The 16,959-nt window shown below is 55.0% G+C and carries 13 protein-coding genes; 7 read left to right on the plus strand and 6 right to left on the minus strand.

Annotated elements, in window-relative coordinates:
- Window positions 1-168 precede the first annotated feature (168 nt).
- From KP703_RS11475 to araD, 5 genes are all read right to left on the minus strand, one after another.
- Window positions 169-1,071 carry a DoxX family protein gene (locus tag KP703_RS11475; protein WP_252354033.1) on the minus strand — a complete coding sequence of 301 codons (903 nt, stop codon included), beginning with the start codon at window positions 1,069-1,071 and terminating at the stop codon, window positions 169-171.
- Window positions 1,072-1,123: 52 nt separating this feature from the next.
- Window positions 1,124-2,494, minus strand: coding sequence for a carbohydrate porin (locus tag KP703_RS11480; RefSeq protein WP_215755014.1), 1,371 nt, complete (start codon window positions 2,492-2,494; stop codon window positions 1,124-1,126).
- Between the two features lie 153 nt (window positions 2,495-2,647).
- The gene (locus KP703_RS11485; protein WP_062249267.1) at window positions 2,648-4,141 is read right to left on the minus strand and encodes a CoA-acylating methylmalonate-semialdehyde dehydrogenase; all 1,494 of its coding nucleotides are present in this window, start codon (window positions 4,139-4,141) and stop codon (window positions 2,648-2,650) included.
- Between the two features lie 43 nt (window positions 4,142-4,184).
- Complete coding sequence (locus tag KP703_RS11490; RefSeq protein WP_215755015.1) at window positions 4,185-5,024, minus strand: HpcH/HpaI aldolase/citrate lyase family protein; 840 nt, start codon at window positions 5,022-5,024, stop codon at window positions 4,185-4,187.
- A 32-nt stretch (window positions 5,025-5,056) separates the two neighbouring features.
- Entirely contained in the window at window positions 5,057-6,835 is a 1,779-nt protein-coding gene (gene araD, locus KP703_RS11495; RefSeq protein WP_215755016.1) for an L-arabinonate dehydratase, read from the minus strand.
- 126 nt (window positions 6,836-6,961) lie between these two features.
- Here araD and KP703_RS11500 point away from each other — a divergent pair, with 126 nt between their 5' ends.
- From KP703_RS11500 to KP703_RS11530, 7 genes are all read left to right on the plus strand, one after another.
- The gene (locus tag KP703_RS11500; RefSeq protein ID WP_215755017.1) at window positions 6,962-7,879 is read left to right on the plus strand and encodes a LysR family transcriptional regulator; all 918 of its coding nucleotides are present in this window, start codon (window positions 6,962-6,964) and stop codon (window positions 7,877-7,879) included.
- Between the two features lie 158 nt (window positions 7,880-8,037).
- Window positions 8,038-9,411 carry an MFS transporter gene (locus KP703_RS11505; protein ID WP_373687487.1) on the plus strand — a complete coding sequence of 458 codons (1,374 nt, stop codon included), beginning with the start codon at window positions 8,038-8,040 and terminating at the stop codon, window positions 9,409-9,411.
- A gap of 50 nt (window positions 9,412-9,461) precedes the next feature.
- Window positions 9,462-10,661, plus strand: coding sequence for an L-dopachrome tautomerase-related protein (locus KP703_RS11510; protein ID WP_215755018.1), 1,200 nt, complete (start codon window positions 9,462-9,464; stop codon window positions 10,659-10,661).
- 75 nt (window positions 10,662-10,736) lie between these two features.
- On the plus strand, window positions 10,737-11,462 hold the full coding sequence (locus KP703_RS11515) for a gluconate 2-dehydrogenase subunit 3 family protein (RefSeq protein WP_215755019.1): 726 nt from the start codon (window positions 10,737-10,739) through the stop codon (window positions 11,460-11,462).
- A gap of 77 nt (window positions 11,463-11,539) precedes the next feature.
- Window positions 11,540-13,315: a GMC family oxidoreductase gene (locus KP703_RS11520; RefSeq protein WP_062273303.1), complete on the plus strand. Its 1,776-nt coding sequence runs from the start codon at window positions 11,540-11,542 to the stop codon at window positions 13,313-13,315.
- 2 nt (window positions 13,316-13,317) lie between these two features.
- Complete coding sequence (locus KP703_RS11525) at window positions 13,318-14,586, plus strand: cytochrome c (RefSeq protein WP_252354034.1); 1,269 nt, start codon at window positions 13,318-13,320, stop codon at window positions 14,584-14,586.
- A gap of 259 nt (window positions 14,587-14,845) precedes the next feature.
- Complete coding sequence (locus KP703_RS11530; RefSeq protein ID WP_252354035.1) at window positions 14,846-15,697, plus strand: alpha/beta hydrolase; 852 nt, start codon at window positions 14,846-14,848, stop codon at window positions 15,695-15,697.
- A 14-nt stretch (window positions 15,698-15,711) separates the two neighbouring features.
- Here KP703_RS11530 and KP703_RS11535 read toward each other — a convergent pair whose 3' ends face one another.
- Window positions 15,712-16,923 carry an MFS transporter gene (locus KP703_RS11535; RefSeq protein ID WP_215755020.1) on the minus strand — a complete coding sequence of 404 codons (1,212 nt, stop codon included), beginning with the start codon at window positions 16,921-16,923 and terminating at the stop codon, window positions 15,712-15,714.
- Window positions 16,924-16,959: the final 36 nt, after the last annotated feature.

Genomic DNA, 16,959 nt, shown 5'->3' on the forward strand with positions numbered 1-16,959 from the left:
TACAATCAATACAGTATAAATCAAATAAATATTTTATTTATCACGCTTCTGTGATAGATAATTCCAGAATTTCCCACAATTTAATATTTTTTATTTTAATCTATACCAACAGAATGACCCTCCCCGGTATCTGTCTATCCTGACATCTCCCTCAAAAACATAACCCATTCAGTCCCTGGTCATCACATAATCGGGTCGCGTTGAAACGCAGAATGGCATCAGGAATCGCGGCATGCGCCCATGCGCAATCAACCAGCCGTCAAGTGAGAATTTTCCCGCACCTGCAATAGCAAAACTGGCAAAAAATACGATCATGAGCATCGGATATTCCCAGCCGCCGACCGGTGCATTATTCCACGTAAAGCCATCCTCAAAATGGCGGCCATATTGGTTGGCAATCAGATAATAAAGTGCCGCGCCAACCCCAGCCAGGCGGGTTAGAAACCCCATCCCGACACCAATTGCGATTGCAAGCTCACACAGGCCCGCCACAATAACCGCATTACCCCCAGATGAGAGCCCAAACCCAACAAACACCTGCGCCATATGGTGGAAGGAGTCCGCGCCGGCAAAGAGCTTTTCAGCAAAATGCCCGACCATATCAAAACCAAAATAGATGCGGATTACCGCTAGCTGCCATTGCAAATGCCCATTCCATCCAGATGCCCGAAATCGCGTCCAGTCATGGATCATGCAATCCGCATAGAGGGCCAGATAAATCAGGAACGTGATGCTGGAGCTCGCCATGCCAGGAAAAGAGTCATGAATAGCCGCAACCCGCCAACTGATAACAAAAGGCAGGAGCGCCCCCAGGAAGCCAATCACAAAGCTTTTTGGCATCACAAAAACTGCAATGCTCAGGGCAAGGATATCCAGCCCTATTGTAGACCAACGTGCAAAATCTGGAATAACGGGCACGATAAAGGACGAATAGACCATTGTGCCGACAGACACAGCCAGAGCCACCCATAAGAGCCAGTAAGGCACATAACGCGGGCTTAACGCTGCAAAAGACGGAACCAACACATTTGGCTTCATGAACATTGTTTTTCTTCTTGTGAAAGATGCCAATTTTTAGCCATACAAACGCATGACCTTATCCTAAACTCTTCCTTCAGCACCGTCATAACGTTACATGGGCATTCACCCCCAGCACCGCAGCATTCCTGACACGTCCGGAGCCTCCCGGCCGCCAGAAATACTGAAAATCCGGGGCAATATCGATGCCATTGCAGACATGGACGTTATAGGTCGCATCAAATATGGACTCCCGGCTTGCCAGAAGAGGTTTGTTTGGTGAGAGAGGATCCAGCAGAATAGTCCCCTGCCCCGGCTGCCAGACCGATTTGACATTCGGGCCATAGCGCAACGCAGACCATGTCAGACCCAGTGCATCACGCGGACGGCCTGCAAACTGCCCGACATCTTCAATCCCCACATACGCCTGATCCGAGGTAACAGAGATCCCGGACGTCACATGCGTATAACCACCCAGAATGATGATGCCGCTATCTGAATATTTCCCGTTCCGCACCAGCATCTGATCAAAGGCAACGTAGCTGATCATCTGGCCGTGCCGCCACCGCGTGGGGGCGTCTGTCGTTGCATCATTGTACGCATGCGGGGAAGAATCCCACAGCATACCTGCTTTATAATGACCATTCAGCCTATGAGGCCCAAACGCAGGCTCATACCCTCCGCCAAGAGCCAGTGTTACACCTGTTATATGGTCACCACCCCAGTCCGTCCCCGCTGTGCCGCCTTTGAGGGGGCTGGTCTCATACGCTCCAAACGTAACATACGTTGGCTTGGTCGGCCGCACGCGCAGGACTGCGGACCATGCTGTTCCCGGCCAGGAAGAATACCCGTCGGTCAATGACGTTGCACGAGGCTGACTACAGGTGGCCCCGCCCATGACCAGACATTGCAACGGGCTGGAATCAAAATCCGGGCCCGGTGCATACCGTCCTGCCGTCAAAATAATCCTGCCATGCAACCATTTTTTTTGTGCATAGAAATACACCAGATGTATGAGCACGTTCCCGCCCCCACCATAAATCTGTTGTGGGTTAACCACCCCATCCTGCAGGGCATCTGTTGAAAGCCTTCTGCCATGACGCTGAACGACAGTGATTGTGGTCGTGAAATCCGGAATATTGAAGATTTTTCCCCAATCCAGATCAACCTCCATGGCAACCTGCCCAGCGAAATCCTGTGCCTTGCGTGTGCCTCCCGTAAGATTGCCTGCAAATTCCGACCAGTCATCCAGCAGAATATCGACGCCTTTTTTTGAAAGCGATGACCGCCAGCGTCCCACTTCGCCCTCCAGAAGATGTGTGACGGGCGGAGCAGGAGGATAATCGGAATCAGGCGGTATCGCGTTAAGAATTTCTGGCCGAGCGCCTGGGCCAGTCACTGTGGACTGTGCCCAGGTTTCGGCCGCAGGAACCAGCATCGCAACCACCAAGGCCACGACGAGTGAAAAACACCGCATGACGCGCGGCCACTACAGAGTTGAACGAAAGTAAAACATTCTGAAACCTCTTTTATTTTTCTTATTATGGATTTCTTTGTTGTTGTTTTTGTGAGGACGGAACGCTGCCATCTTTCTGATGGCTTACGCGCTCCTTTTTAGTCTGCTACCGATTTAGCCGTGCGTCGGCATAGAAAATTCTGCCCCGGCCCGAATACCTGTCGGCCAACGCTGGGTGACAGCCTTCATACGTGTGAAGAAACGCACCCCCTCCGGGCCATGCATATGATGGTCACCAAACAGGGAATCCTTCCATCCCCCAAAGGAATGAAACGCCATTGGCACCGGGATCGGCACGTTAATCCCGACCATTCCAGCGGTTACACGATGCGTGAAAGTGCGTGCGCTATCCCCATCCCGTGTAAAGATGGCAGTACCATTCCCGTAGGGGCTGCCATTAACCAACTCGAGAGCCGTTTCAAAATCTGGCGCACGCATCACGCATAGGACCGGGCCAAAAATTTCCTCGCGGTAGATCTCCATTTCCGCTGTCACATTATCGAAAAGCGTGCCACCGAGGAAAAATCCGTTTTCATGCCCTTTCACCACAAGCTCACGCCCGTCGACAACCAAAGTCGCGCCCTGTTCAACACCTGTATCAATCAGCTGCCGAATTTTTGCCCGGTGCTGCGCAGTGACAACCGGCCCCATCTCACTGCTTTCATCCGTGCCGACGCCAATCCGTAGCGCCTTGGCGCGGTCTGCAATCATTTCAACAAGCGGGTCCGCTACCGGCCCAACGGCCACAGCAACGGAAATGGCCATACAGCGCTCTCCGGCTGATCCATAGGCTGCGCCAATCAGGGCATCAACGGTCTTTTCAAGATCGCAATCAGGCATGACGATGGCATGGTTCTTCGCCCCACCAAGGGCCTGAACCCGCTTGCCGGCTGCCGTGCCGGTTGCGTACACATGTTTTGCAATAGGCGTTGAGCCAACAAAGCTGACCGCTGAGATGGCAGGATGCTCAAGGATTGCATTGACCATATCCTTGTCTCCATGCACCACCTGGAACACACCGTCCGGCAGCCCGGCTTCCCTGAAGAGATCCGCCAGAAGAACAGACGCTGACGGATCCCGCTCAGAAGGCTTCAGGATGAAACAGTTCCCCGTCGCAATAGCCATGGGCGCCATCCACAAAGGCACCATCACCGGGAAGTTAAACGGTGTGATGCCTGCGGTAATACCCAGAGGCTGGCGCATGGTCCATGCATCAATGCCCCGGCTGACCTGCTCGGTATATTCACCTTTGAGAAGTTCAGGCGCACCCGTGGCGAACTCCACCACTTCCAGACCGCGTGTCACTTCACCTTTGGCATCTGAGAGCACCTTACCGTGCTCAGCGGTAATAATAGCAGCCAACTCGTCACGATGCGCCTCGATCAGATCACGCGCTTTAAACAGGATACGTGCACGCGTCAGCGGGGGCGTTTCGGCCCAGTCTGGAAAAGCCTTCTGTGCAGCAGCAATCGCCGCTTCCAGGTCATCCGCATCACCCAATGCTACCTGATGCGCAACCTCACCCGTCGCCGGGTTAAAAACATCAGACCGACGCGTGCCATGCCCCTCCGTATGCTGTCCACCAATAACGTGAGGAATTGTCACCATTTTTTGCTCCTGCTGTTCAGAGATATTGAATAGAAAAGAAAGGTTAATAAGAGGCCGGGACTTCGTGCCGGATAGGCCCCTCTTTTCCCGGCGCAGACGGTGAAGCGATCAGGCGTCGCACCTCTGCAACGCTGTCCTGTGCGGCTTGCGCAAGCAGGCGCACATCATTGGAAACCGTAACCAGATCACACCCCCATGAGAGCGCTTTGGCGGCATAGGCAGCAGAACCGTTATGCAACCCCATGCGGAGACCGGCAGCGTGCGCCGTCTTCCTGATATGATGGATGGCCTCCAGCATCTCCGGCTCTTCACGATCAAAACCAGTGCGGTAGCGTCTGCCTGTCAGCCCGAGCGTGAGGTCCGCAGGGCCGACATAAACGCCATCCAGACCGGGTGTGCGGACAATCTCTTCCAGATTGCTCACCGCCTCGGCTGTTTCGATCATCGCAAAGCACAGCACTTCATCATCAGCGATAGCCGCATAATCGCTTCCAAGTGCAAAATTTGCCCGTGTAGGACCAAAACTTCGGCAGCCATGCGGCGGATACCGCACATAGGAAACCAGTCGCTCTGCATCTGCGCGAGTATTGACCATCGGGCAGATGACGCCCCACGCCCCGGCATCAAGCGCCTTCATGATAGCCCCCGGTTCAAGCCAGGGAGCACGCACCATAGGCGCTACACCTGATGCCCGCAGAGCCTGAAGCATGAGCAGCATGGTTTCATAGCCAACGGCGCCATGCTGCGTGTCAATCGTCACGGAATCATATCCGCAGGACGCCATGATCTCGGCTGAAAAAGGGCTTGCGATAGAAAGCCAGCCGTTGATGGCCCCTCTTCCCTCTGCCCAGATTTTGCGTATCGGATTTCTCTGCATGTTCATCACCCTGTGCCTGCCTGTTCGACCGGAGAGGCTTAATAAATGACCGGTTCCGGCACGGGCGTGCCAAAATCTGTCTGGAGAAAATCGAAATCACAGCCTTCATTGGCCTGTCGCATATGGTGGGCGGCCATCCAGCCATAACCACGCTCATAACGGGGTTTGGGGGGCACCCACGCGGCACGACGCCGCTCCAGTTCATCCTCTGGAACATCCATGGAAATTGAACGCTGTTCGACATCAACGGAAATGATGTCTCCCGTTTTCAAAAGCGCTAATGGACCGCCGACATAACTCTCCGGTGCCACATGCAGCACGCAGGCCCCATAGCTGGTCCCGCTCATGCGGGCGTCTGAAAGGCGCAGCATGTCCCGTACCCCCTGTTTGATAAGCTTTTTAGGGATTGGCAGCATGCCCCACTCCGGCATGCCGGGCCCACCCAACGGGCCCGCATTACGCAGCACGAGAACGTGATCGGGCGTAACATCCAGCGTTTCGTCCTCAACAGCTTTTTTCAGGCTGGGATAGTCATCAAAGACCAAAGCCGGTCCACTGTGTTTATGAAACTTCGGATCACAGCAGGCAGGCTTCATCACACAGCCATCGGGGGCGAGATTTCCGCGCAGAACCGTCAGTGCTCCCCCGTCTTTCCCGGTAAACATCGGTTTATCGAGCGGCCGGATCACATCATCGTTATAAACCTCAGCTTTCCCGATATTTTCGCCAACAGTTTTGCCCGTTACCGTCAGGCAGGTCAGTGTCAGGAAATCGGAAATCCGGTTCATCAAGGCCGCAATGCCACCGGCGTAATAAAAATCCTCCATCAGATAGGTCTGACCTGTGGGCCGCACATTTGCGATAACTGGCACAGTGCGGCTAGCGCGATCGAAATCGTCAAGACCGATATCCACCCCTGCACGTCGAGCCATAGCAAGCACATGGATAATGGCGTTTGTTGAACACCCCATGGCCATTGCCACAGCAATAGCGTTAAAAAATGCTGGTTTTGTCTGAATTTTTGATGGCTTCAGGTCTTCCCAAACCATCTCGACAATACGCCGGCCAGAACTTTTGGCCATCCGGATGTGATTGGAGTCAACCGCAGGGATCGAGCTTGCGCCGGGTAACGAGAGGCCAATCGCTTCCGCAATCGCCGTCATGGTACTGGCCGTACCCATTGTCATGCAGGTGCCTGCACTTCGGGCAATTCCTGCTTCCACACCCTGCCAGTCTTCCTGTGTGATTTTTCCGGCCCGCAGTTCATCCCAGTATTTCCAGGAATCCGCTCCGGAACCAAGGGTTTTCCCATGCCAGTTCCCCCGCAGCATCGGTCCGGCTGGCACATAAATTGCCGGAATATCCATGCTGGTTGCACCAAGCAGAAGACCGGGTGTGGTTTTATCGCACCCGCCCATCAGTACCGCCCCATCTACAGGATAAGCCCGTAGCAGTTCCTCGGCTTCCATTGCCAGCATGTTGCGGTACAACATGGTTGTGGGTTTCATGAAGTTTTCGGAAAGCGAAATGGCTGGAAGTTCCAGCGGAAACCCGCCAGCCTCCAGAATTCCACGTTTGACGTCTTCTGCCCGCTGCCGGAAATGCATGTGGCAGGGATTAATGTCGGACCAGGTATTAAGGATGGCAATAACGGGTTTTCCCGACCAGTCTTCCGGGTCATACCCCATCTGCATTGCACGGGAACGATGCCCGAAACTACGTAAATCGGCCGGGCCAAACCATCTCTCACTCCGAAGCTTGCGCTTTTCGGGAGCATTCGCAGCCGCATCTGGCTGAGCTCCGGCATCTTTCGTCATGCTCTCACTCTCCTTGCCCCCGCCTTCTCCAAAACAGGGGGCGGGTGTTTGTGCGGCAAGTTAGGACGTGACAGAGGAAGAGTGTCCAACTTAGATACAGCATTGATCGAGATAGGATTGATATCGATGCTTCAGCTCACCCAGGTGCGTTGTTTTGTCGCCGTTGCAGAAGAGCTTCATTTTGGGCGCGCTGCAGCCCGACTGAATATGACGCAACCGCCCCTCAGCCGGCAGATCCAGCTGCTTGAGCATGCGCTTGGTGTCGCACTGCTTGAACGCACCAGCCGCCATGTGCGCCTTACACCAGCCGGAATTGTCTTCCTGCCGGAAGCAAGACGCCTGCTGCGGGGGGCTGAGGATGCCGTCCTGGCGGCCCGCCGCGCCGGGCGCGGGGCACTGGGGCAGATTGCCATCGGGTTCACCCCCTCCAGCAGCTATGACTTCCTGCCGCGGCTGATTTCCGCCCTTCAGGCCGAATATCCGGACATTGAACTCATTCTGGAAGAGATGATCACGCGGGATCAGATCACCGCACTGACATCAAACCGGCTGGATCTGGCCTTTGTGCGCCCGCCCTTTGGCGCGACCGACATTACCTTTCAGCCCGTCCGGTCCGAGCGTATCGTGGCGGCCTTACCGGCCCATCATCCTCTGGCAAGCCGTGAGGCACTGACCCCCATGGATCTGGATGGGCAGGATCTCATTATGTATTCCGTGCTGGGCGGCGGCTATTTTCACGATCTTGTGCAGCGGCTCCTCGTGAGCGCAAACATCCAGCCACGGCTGATCCATCACCTCACACAGATCCACGCCCTTCTCTCCCTCGTCAGAAGCGGTGTGGGAATGGCGCTGATTCCCGAATCCGCATCACGGCTTGATATCGGAAATGTTATCTGCCGCCCGCTGGCATTTGGGGATGACATTCTGGCCGAGCTTTACATGGCCCATCGCGCGCAGGACACGAGCCCCCTGCTGCGCAGCGTGATGGCTGTTGTCAGCCAAATTACGAAAGAGACCACGCCGGTTCTTGCGCTCACGTTATAACATCCCTGACGTCCGCTTCCCCTTTTCCCCGTCAGCAATGCTGATCCTGCATCGATCCATACGAAGTTTAATTTTGACCTAATCAAATCGAATGCGTTCCCTGTTTTCTGAAAGATCGCGTGAAGTCCCGGCACAACACGCACAAAGGAGAAAACAGGGTGACCAGAACAAGAGGGCCGACAAGCTCCACCGTCACACATGCTACAGGAACGCCCGAAACAGCGCGCGTGGGGCAGCGGACCGCCGTACGCTATAGTGTTCTTGCGTTCCTGTTCACAATCACCGCCATCAACTACGGGGACCGCGCGACACTGGGGATTGCAGGCACCAGCATCTCGCAGGATCTTGGGCTCACCCCCATTTCGATGGGTTACATCTTCTCCGCCTTTGGGTGGGCCTATGTGCTGAACCAGGTGCCTGGCGGCTGGCTGCTGGACCGTTACGGCTCTATCCGCGTCTATGGCGTCAGCCTCTTTGCCTGGTCCGTCTGCACACTGGCCATCGCGGGTATTTCCCATGTTCCGCATGCCCTGATGTTCCCGACCCTATTCCTGCTATGGGCCGCTCTCGGGCTTGTAGAAGCTCCTACGTTCCCAGCCAACAGCCGTATTGTGTCAAGCTGGTTTCCAACATCAGAACGCGGTCTGGCCACGTCCATTTTCAATTCTGCGCAGTATGTGGCGGTCGCCTTCTTTGCCCCGTTAATGGGCTGGGTCACGCAGACCTTCGGCTGGAAATACATTTTTAGCCTGATGGGCGCACTGGGCATGGTGCTGGCCATTATCTGGCTGGCGAGAATGTATTCTCCTGCCCGGCATCCCGGCGTGAATGCCGCAGAGCTGGCCTATATGCGTGATGGCGGGGCGCTGGTGGATATTGATGACCGGGCCTTGCAGGTCAAACAAACACTCACCCGCAAACAGATCCGCTTCATGCTGACCAACAGAACGCTGCTTGGCGTGTATGGCGGGCAGTATTGTATTACGGCTCTGCTATATTTTTTCCTGACGTGGTTTCCCCTTTATCTGCACCAGTCTCGCGGCTTCTCACTCACGGCAACAGGGTTTGCCGCCAGCGTTCCGGCCTTGTGTGGCCTTGCCGGGGCAATCTTCGGCGGCGCACTGTCGGACAAGCTTCTCCGTGCCGGTCGTTCTGAAAACATCGCCCGTAAGACACCCTACGTGCTCGGCATGGCGGCAGCCTCCTCCATTTGTCTGTGCAACTTCATCCAGTCCGGGTGGCTGATTGTTGCTGTCATGTCCTTTGCCTTTTTTGGAAAAGGGATTGCGGCCATTGGCTGGGCTGTCATTTCCGATATTGCCCCCAAAGAAACACCCGGCCTTGCGGCTGGCATCTTTAACGGGGTTGGTAACATTGCCGGCATCGTCACTCCAATCGTCATTGGATACATTGTCGCATTGACAAAATCCTATGATGGCGCACTTATTTTCATCGCGGCACACTGCATTGTGGCGATTATCCTCTACCTCTTTGTTGTCGGCAAAATCCGGAGGCTCTCCCTTCCCACCTAAAGTGCTGCTCTCTCATAAAATTCGAAAAATAATAAAAAGAAGAGACGACCATGTTCAATAACCTCCCTCTGTTAAGTCACGCCCTGTCACGGCGTTCCGCCCTCAAGGGCCTTGCTGGTGGTGTTGCGCTGGGTGCCCTTGGCGCAACCGGCACCTCACACGCGCTAGCCGCAGACCAGCCACCGCATCTGCCCGCAACGGTTGTGGCATCGTCTCCCCGTTTCCTGTGTAACGCCATTGCCGCGACACGGAATGGCACGCTCTTTCTTGGCGCGCCCCGCTGGGAAACTATGGATGATACACCCGGTGTTTTCCGCGTTTCGGCAGACGGCACGCTTCAGCCGTTCCCCGGAGGCACATGGAACCAGTGGACACCCAGCGCAGACCCGGCCACGGCGTTTCTGATGGTCAACGGCCTGCATATTTTCAGTGATGATACCTTGTGGGTTGTGGATCAGGGCATAGACCCCACGACAAACGCCACCGTGCCCGGCGGCCAGAAGCTGGTTCAGCTTGATCCGCAAAGCGGCAAAGTGCTGCAAATTCTGCGCTGGGGAAAAGATATTCTGCCTCCGGGTGCCACAATGAATGATCTGCGCATTGCCGGTGATCTCATGTTCGTCACAGATTCCGGATTAGGCGGGATTATCGTTCATAATATGCGCACCGGAAACACGGTGCGACGGCTCTCCGAGCACCCTCTGCTCCGGGCGACATATGCCAAACCCATGATCGGGCGAGACGGACACATCTTCCGGGATAAGGATGGCAAACGCCCGCTCGTCCACTCGGACATGCTGGAAATTACGACGGACCGGAAATGGTTTTACTTCTCCACCCCTATCGGCCCGCTGCGTCGCCTCCCGACCTCGGCTCTGCTGGATAACAGCCTGACGGATGCGCAACGCGCAGAGAAAATTGAAACAGTGACCGATATGCCCACCATGATGGGAACGGCTATTGATACACTGGATAATTTCTACTTTGCCGATGCAGAACGCGGTCGGATTATGGTCCTGACGCCCGAGAAAAAGAAACTCGTTCTGTTTGAAGACCCGCGGCTGATTGATGGCGACGCGCTGTTTATTACCGCTGATCGTCACATGTTGGTGCCAATCCCGCAGACAGAACGCCTGCCGCCCAACAACGCAGGGGTAAATGCCTTAAAGCCGCCTTTCATCAGTCTTTCCTTCCCGCTGCCGGAAAGCCTGCACGGCCACCGTTTGGGCAATGCAGCCAGCAGTCTCTGAAGACACTTTTCAAAACCATCAAAACACTTGGCCTTTCTGTCTATTTTCCCACAGAAACCCGAGAGGACGACAGTTATGAGACGCCGTGACGCCTTAAAAGGGGGGCTGGTGCTGTTAGCAACAAGTACGCTGGCCTCCATTTATAAACCTGCTTATTCAAAAACGCTTGTTGGTGGGAGTGGCGCGTGGAAAGCGCAACCTCCGCCGCCGTTGTCAGTCGTTGATTCCAGCCGGCTGGTGTATTTGACACAGGATGAAGCAAAGCTGGTTGGGACAGTGTTTGACGTTCTCATCCCCCCCGATGAACTTGGCATGGGTGCGACCGAAGCCGGATGCGTGACCTTCCTTGATCATCAACTTGCCGGCCCCTTTGGCTCCGCTGCAAAAGATTACAAGATGGGGCCGGTCGTAGAAGGCACGCCGCAACAGGGACCGCAAAGCATTGCGACCCCTGCAGAAATTTACCGCAAAGGGCTGGCTGAACTGAACACGGTCACCCGGAAAAAATTTGACAAAGCCTTTCCGGATCTCACCGAAGACCAGAAAGTCGCCTTCCTTGAAGGCATGGAAGCCGGAACGATCCAGTTCGAAACAGTGAAAGCCAAGGATTTTTTCACCCTCCTTCTCCAGAACGTGCGTGAAGGATATCTGGCGGACCCAATGTATGGGGGCAACCGCGATATGGTGGGCTGGAAACTGGTTGGGTTCCCGGGTGCAGTTTATGATTACCGTGACTGGATTGTTTCCAAACGCGGGAAAAAAATTGATGTGCAACCCGTCAGCCTTCTGAGAACGACCTGAAAGAGGCCGCGTCCGTCTGATCTCTGAAAAAGATGATTTGGCGCTCTACGACACAGTAAAAAATAAGGTGCAGATTAATGCATTATAAAAGACCAAAAGCCGATGTTGTTATTGTCGGGCTGGGATGGGCTGGCTCCACAATGGCCGAAGAACTGACTCGCGCAGGCCTGAATGTTGTGGCTATTGAGCGCGGTGCGTGGCGCGATACCTCAACAAGCTTTCCGACAACGCGCAACCCGGACGAATTAAGTGGGTCTATCCGCAAGGACATCCTTCAGGCACCCGTCACCGAAACCTATACGGTGCGAAACCGACCGGGAGAGACAGCACTCCCCCTCCGCAAATACCATAACCTTACACTGGGCAATAACGTGGGCGGGGCCGGAACCCATTGGGCGGGTGCGAGCTGGCGCTGGCAGTCCTTTGACCACCAGCCTTATAGCCGCGTTATGGAGCGCTATGGCGCCAAACAACTGGTGGATGGCCTGATTCTGCAGGATTGGGGTGTGACATACAATGATCTGGAACCGTTTTATGACCGCTTTGAGAAAATTGCCGGCACATCCGGCACGGCAGGCGTCATCAATGGTGTGAAGCATCCCGGCGGTAACCCTTTTGAAGATTCCCGGACCAGCCCTTACCCAACCCCGGCCTTAGAGCGCACACGCGCCAACATTCTGTTTTCAGAAGCCACAACACGGATGGGCTATTCCCCCTTTCCGGTTCCCTCCGCCATGATCGGCGGCCCCTACACCAACGCACTTGGCATTAATCTGGCTCCGTGCACCTACTGTGGCTACTGCCAGCTTTACGGGTGTGGCAACTGGTCAAAATCCAGCCCGAACATCTGCATTCTGCCGGTCCTCATGCAGCGTCCAAATTTTACCGTTGTTACAGAATCAGAAGTCGTCCGGATCAATACAACGCCTGATAAAAAAATGGCCACAGGCGTCACTTTTGTCGATTCAGACGGCAATATTGGGGAGCAACCCGCCGATATTGTTATCACCGCCACATTCACGCTCGATAACACGCGACTGCTGCTCCTGTCCGGGATCAGCACGCCTTATGATGTCAACACCGGACAAGGTGTCGTAGGGCGTGCCTTCACGTTCCAGACCTTGTCCTGGGCCTTCATGTTTTTTGAAAATGAATATCTCAACCCCTTCATGAACACGGGTGCTCTCGCCACCCAAATTGACGATTTCAACGGCGATAACTTTGACCATACCGGACTGGGATTTATCGGCGGGGCCGGTATTCAGTCCCTGTGCAATCAGGGGCTCCCCATTGGCATGTCCGGCCTTGTGCCGGAAGGCAGCCCAAGATGGGGCAAAGGCTGGAAAAAAGCGTTCCAGAAAAGCTACCAGAACTACGCGCAAATTCAGGGCCAGGGCACCAATTTTGCACACCGTGAACAGTTCATGGATCTTGACCCGACCTACAAGGATCGGTTTGGGCAGCCGCTCCTGCGCATTACCTACGATTATAATGAAAATGATCGCCGGTCAGGCCGGTTCATTCGCGATAAATGCGTAGAAATTGCCAAGGAAATGGGAGCGCGGGAAGTCAAAGGCGTTTCGTTGGCGGACGATCCCTATTCAGGCTACACGCCGTGGGATTCCTCTCACGTGCAGGGCGGTGTCGTTATGGGAGAAGACCCCAGAACCAGTGTGCAAAACCGTTATCAGCAGAACTGGGACGTGCCCAACCTGTTCGTTATCGGCGCATCCTCTTTCCCCAACAATGCCGGATACAATCCTACGGTTGCTGTGGGCGCAACGACCCTATGGACGGCCAAGGCCATAAAAGAACTGTATCTCAAAAATCCTGGCCCACTGGTGAGATTATAATCATGACACGAAACCTGCTTCAGCGTGCTCTGCGCATCAGTTTTCGCAGTGGCGTTGTTTTTTCTCTCGCGGCGCTTCCGATATGCACGGTCCATGCTCAAAATGCGCCTGTGAATGCGCGCATGGAACATGGCCGCTACCTCGCCGTTGCGGGAGACTGTCTTGCCTGTCACACCGCAACAGATGGCAAACCTTTTGCCGGTGGCCTCGATCTGAAAACACCTTTCGGGATCATCACCACCAGCAATATTACCTCTGACAAAGAAACCGGTATTGGCAACTGGACATTCGAACAGTTTGATAACGCCGTGCGCCATGGCAAAGGCCCGAACGGGCATCTTTATCCCGCCATGCCTTACACGGCTTACAGCCAGATCACCGATCCCGACATTGCGGATCTCTGGGAGTATATCCGCACCCTTCCCCCTGTAAGCCATAAGGTAGAGAGTAATAAGCTCCCCTTCCCTTACAATATCCGCACCCTGCTCGTGTTCTGGAACTTCCTGTTCTTTAAGGATGCCACTTTTGTGCCTGATAGTTCAAAAAGTGACGAAATCAACCGAGGTGCCTATCTGGCCCAGAGTCTCGGACATTGTGGCACATGCCACACACCCAAGAATGCCCTTGGCGGCGATACGAAAGACACTTTTCAGGGCGCATCTCTTCAGGGATGGTTTGCGCCTGACCTGACCAACAATGCCCACACAGGTCTGGGCCAATGGACTGCGGACGATATCGTGACGTATCTGCGCAGCGGCACCAATCGCTATACGGCAGCATCAGGCCCGATGACGGAAGCCATCGTAAATTCCACCCAGCATCTGACGGATGCAGACCTGCACGCCATTGCAGCCTATTTCAAAGCCTTGCCGCCCCGAACTGTCTCCCCTCCCCAGCCTCTGGCTGCCTCGAATGCACAGGTCACCGCAGGCCAGCGGGACTTTATGGTGGAATGTAGTGCCTGCCATCGGAGTAGTGGCGCGGGTATCTCCAACATGATCCCGGACCTCCGGAACAACCCGGCTGTCAATGCATCAAACCCCGACACCCTGCTTAATATTGTGCTCAAAGGCACGGAAGGCCCGGCGACACACGCAAACCCCACTGGTGCTGCAATGCCCGGCTTTGGCTGGAAATTGCAGGATGAGCAAGTTGCGAACATTCTGACTTACATCCGTAATAGCTGGGGGAATGCCGCTCCGGCTCTTTCCGCTGCGGATGTCAGCAAAGCGCGCACCGCTATCAGCGCTCAGCCAGCCGTTCCACGCTGACAATTTCTGTCAACGCGCCTTAGAGTGCAGAGCACTTTCAGTCCGAACACCTTATTCGTGGCTGAAAGTGCTCTGCAAATTCATGAATACCCGGCGCACAACACCCTCTGGAGCATTTTATCATAGTCCATGCAGTCAGCGCTGCCATAAGACGTGCAGACTATACTCCATCGACCGCCTGGCTCTGCTGCCTCCCACTGAGGCCTGTTGCGTTTTGAGGAATATCTGAAGCATGCTTCAATCCTCCTGACGAAAACCCATGCCAGTAAAGCTCATGTGGAAATATTTATACAATGCGGCCGCCATACTCTTCTTTTCGGCGCTTTCGCCAATAGCGGCACATGCCCAGAGCCATCCTGCACCGGGCATGCCCATTAGCTCTATAAATTCTGGCATGAATGAAAGGGTTGTTAACATCCCCCTCCGTGATGGTGGTTCTGTAAGAGCTCTGTTGTGCACCCCAGCACACCCACGCGCGATCCTGATCATGTTTCCCGGCGGCTCTGGCGATATTGGTCTGGAGCAGAATGGCAGCATCCGTCACGGGAATAATTTTGTAGTGCGAACGCGAGGGTTATGGAACCAGCGCCACTACGCAGTTCTCATTCCAGATACGATCAACCATCTAAATCTCAGAGGACACCGCAGCTCCGCATCCTATGCGCGTGTTATCGATGATATCCTCACTTTTGTTCATAAAGAGAGAACAGCCCCTGTTTTTCTTTTCGGCACGAGTCAGGGCGCAATCGCGGCAGTCAATAGCGCGGCTCATACACCACCGGGCACTCTTTCCGGGGTTGTGGTGAGTGAGGCTGTCTCCGTCATGGGTGGCAGCAAGGAAACTGTTTTTAACGCTCCCCTTCAGGACATCCCTACACCGGCTCTCATCGTCGCTAACCAAAGCGACCGCTGCAACGTGGCTCCGCCCCATAACGCAGACCGTATTGCGGCTTCCATGACCAGCAGTCCAGATGTGCAGATATTAAGAGTGACAGGAGGTCTCACCAAATCGAAAAAGACGTGTGGTTCTCTTAGCCCTCATGGTTATTTTGGCATTGAAGACGACGTCATTGCTAAAATCAGTGCATGGATGGAGACAAAATTGAAATAAGCCTATTAAGAGAATTACGGACTTTCCGAGTATCGGGGCGCGAGGCGGTGACCTGCTGGAAACCCATGCGAGCATGCATTCCACGCAATCCCAAAGCCACAGACCAGAAGACCCAGCATCGCCCAGGGGAAAGACGCTGCCCCCCATAGATCAAGCAGAGCGCCGCCCAGAAGGCCCCCTCCGGCAATGGCGCTGTTCCAGGCCACGACATTCATGGAGAGCGCCACGTCAGTTCCCTCTCCGGCCGCATCCGCCAGAGCCGTCTGGAGCAATGTCGCCGCCCCGCCGAAAGTTAGCCCCCATACAGTGACACCTGCCCAGATCACCGCGGGTGAATTCGCTCCAATGGAAAAAGCAACGCAGACTAGTGCAAACACTGCCAGACTGACCAAAACCGCTGCACGTAACGCATGGTCCACCAGTCGTCCGATCAGACCGATCCCGCCAAGGGCCGCCATACCAAAAACCAGCAACACAAGATCGGCCTTCCCTGCCAGCCCTGAAGGCACAAGAAACGGTACGATATAGGTGTAGAGAATATTGTGCGCGAACATCCACGTCATCACCACGCCCAGCACCGATCTAACCCCGGGCGTCATCAGGACATGCCGGAAAGGAAGACGTTCCGTATGGGGCCTCCCCGGAAAATCCGGCACCGTTGCCAGCACCCAGCCAACCAGCAGCAGAGTGAAGGCCGACATCACCCCAAATGCCAGCCGCCAGCCCAGCGTAGCCCCCAACCATGTGCCTGCCGGCACACCCAGAGACAACGCAATGGGTGTTCCCACCATGGCAATGGCCAGCGCCCGCCCCTGCTGGGCCCGCGTTACCATCCGTCGCGCATACCCCGCCAGCAGTGCCCACGCCAGACCGGCTGCGGCACCCGCACAGTAACGGGCCACAAGGGTCAGCCAATAATTTGATGAGAGCGCCGTGATGCAATTAAACATCAGAAAACCGATGATCGCCAGAAGCAACACGGCGCGCCGTCGCCATCTTTGTGTGGCAAGCGTCAGCGGGATAGCTGCACTCAGGGAACCCACGGCATAAGCCGTGACCATCTGCCCTGCATAAGCGGCGGATACATGCAGGCCATTACTAATCTCTGGCAAGAGGCCAGCAGGCAGCGTTTCCGTCATGATGCACAGGAAGCCGGTCATCGCGAGAGCCAGAAGACCAGCAACCGGCAGGCGGTCGTTTGAAGAGGGGGGAAGACTTTCGGTCATCTGCAACTCACATAAATGGAACGGTTGATACAGATA

Source organism: Acetobacter sp. P5B1 (genome assembly GCF_018811985.1).
GTDB classification, from domain to species: Bacteria; Pseudomonadota; Alphaproteobacteria; order Acetobacterales; family Acetobacteraceae; genus Acetobacter; species Acetobacter cerevisiae.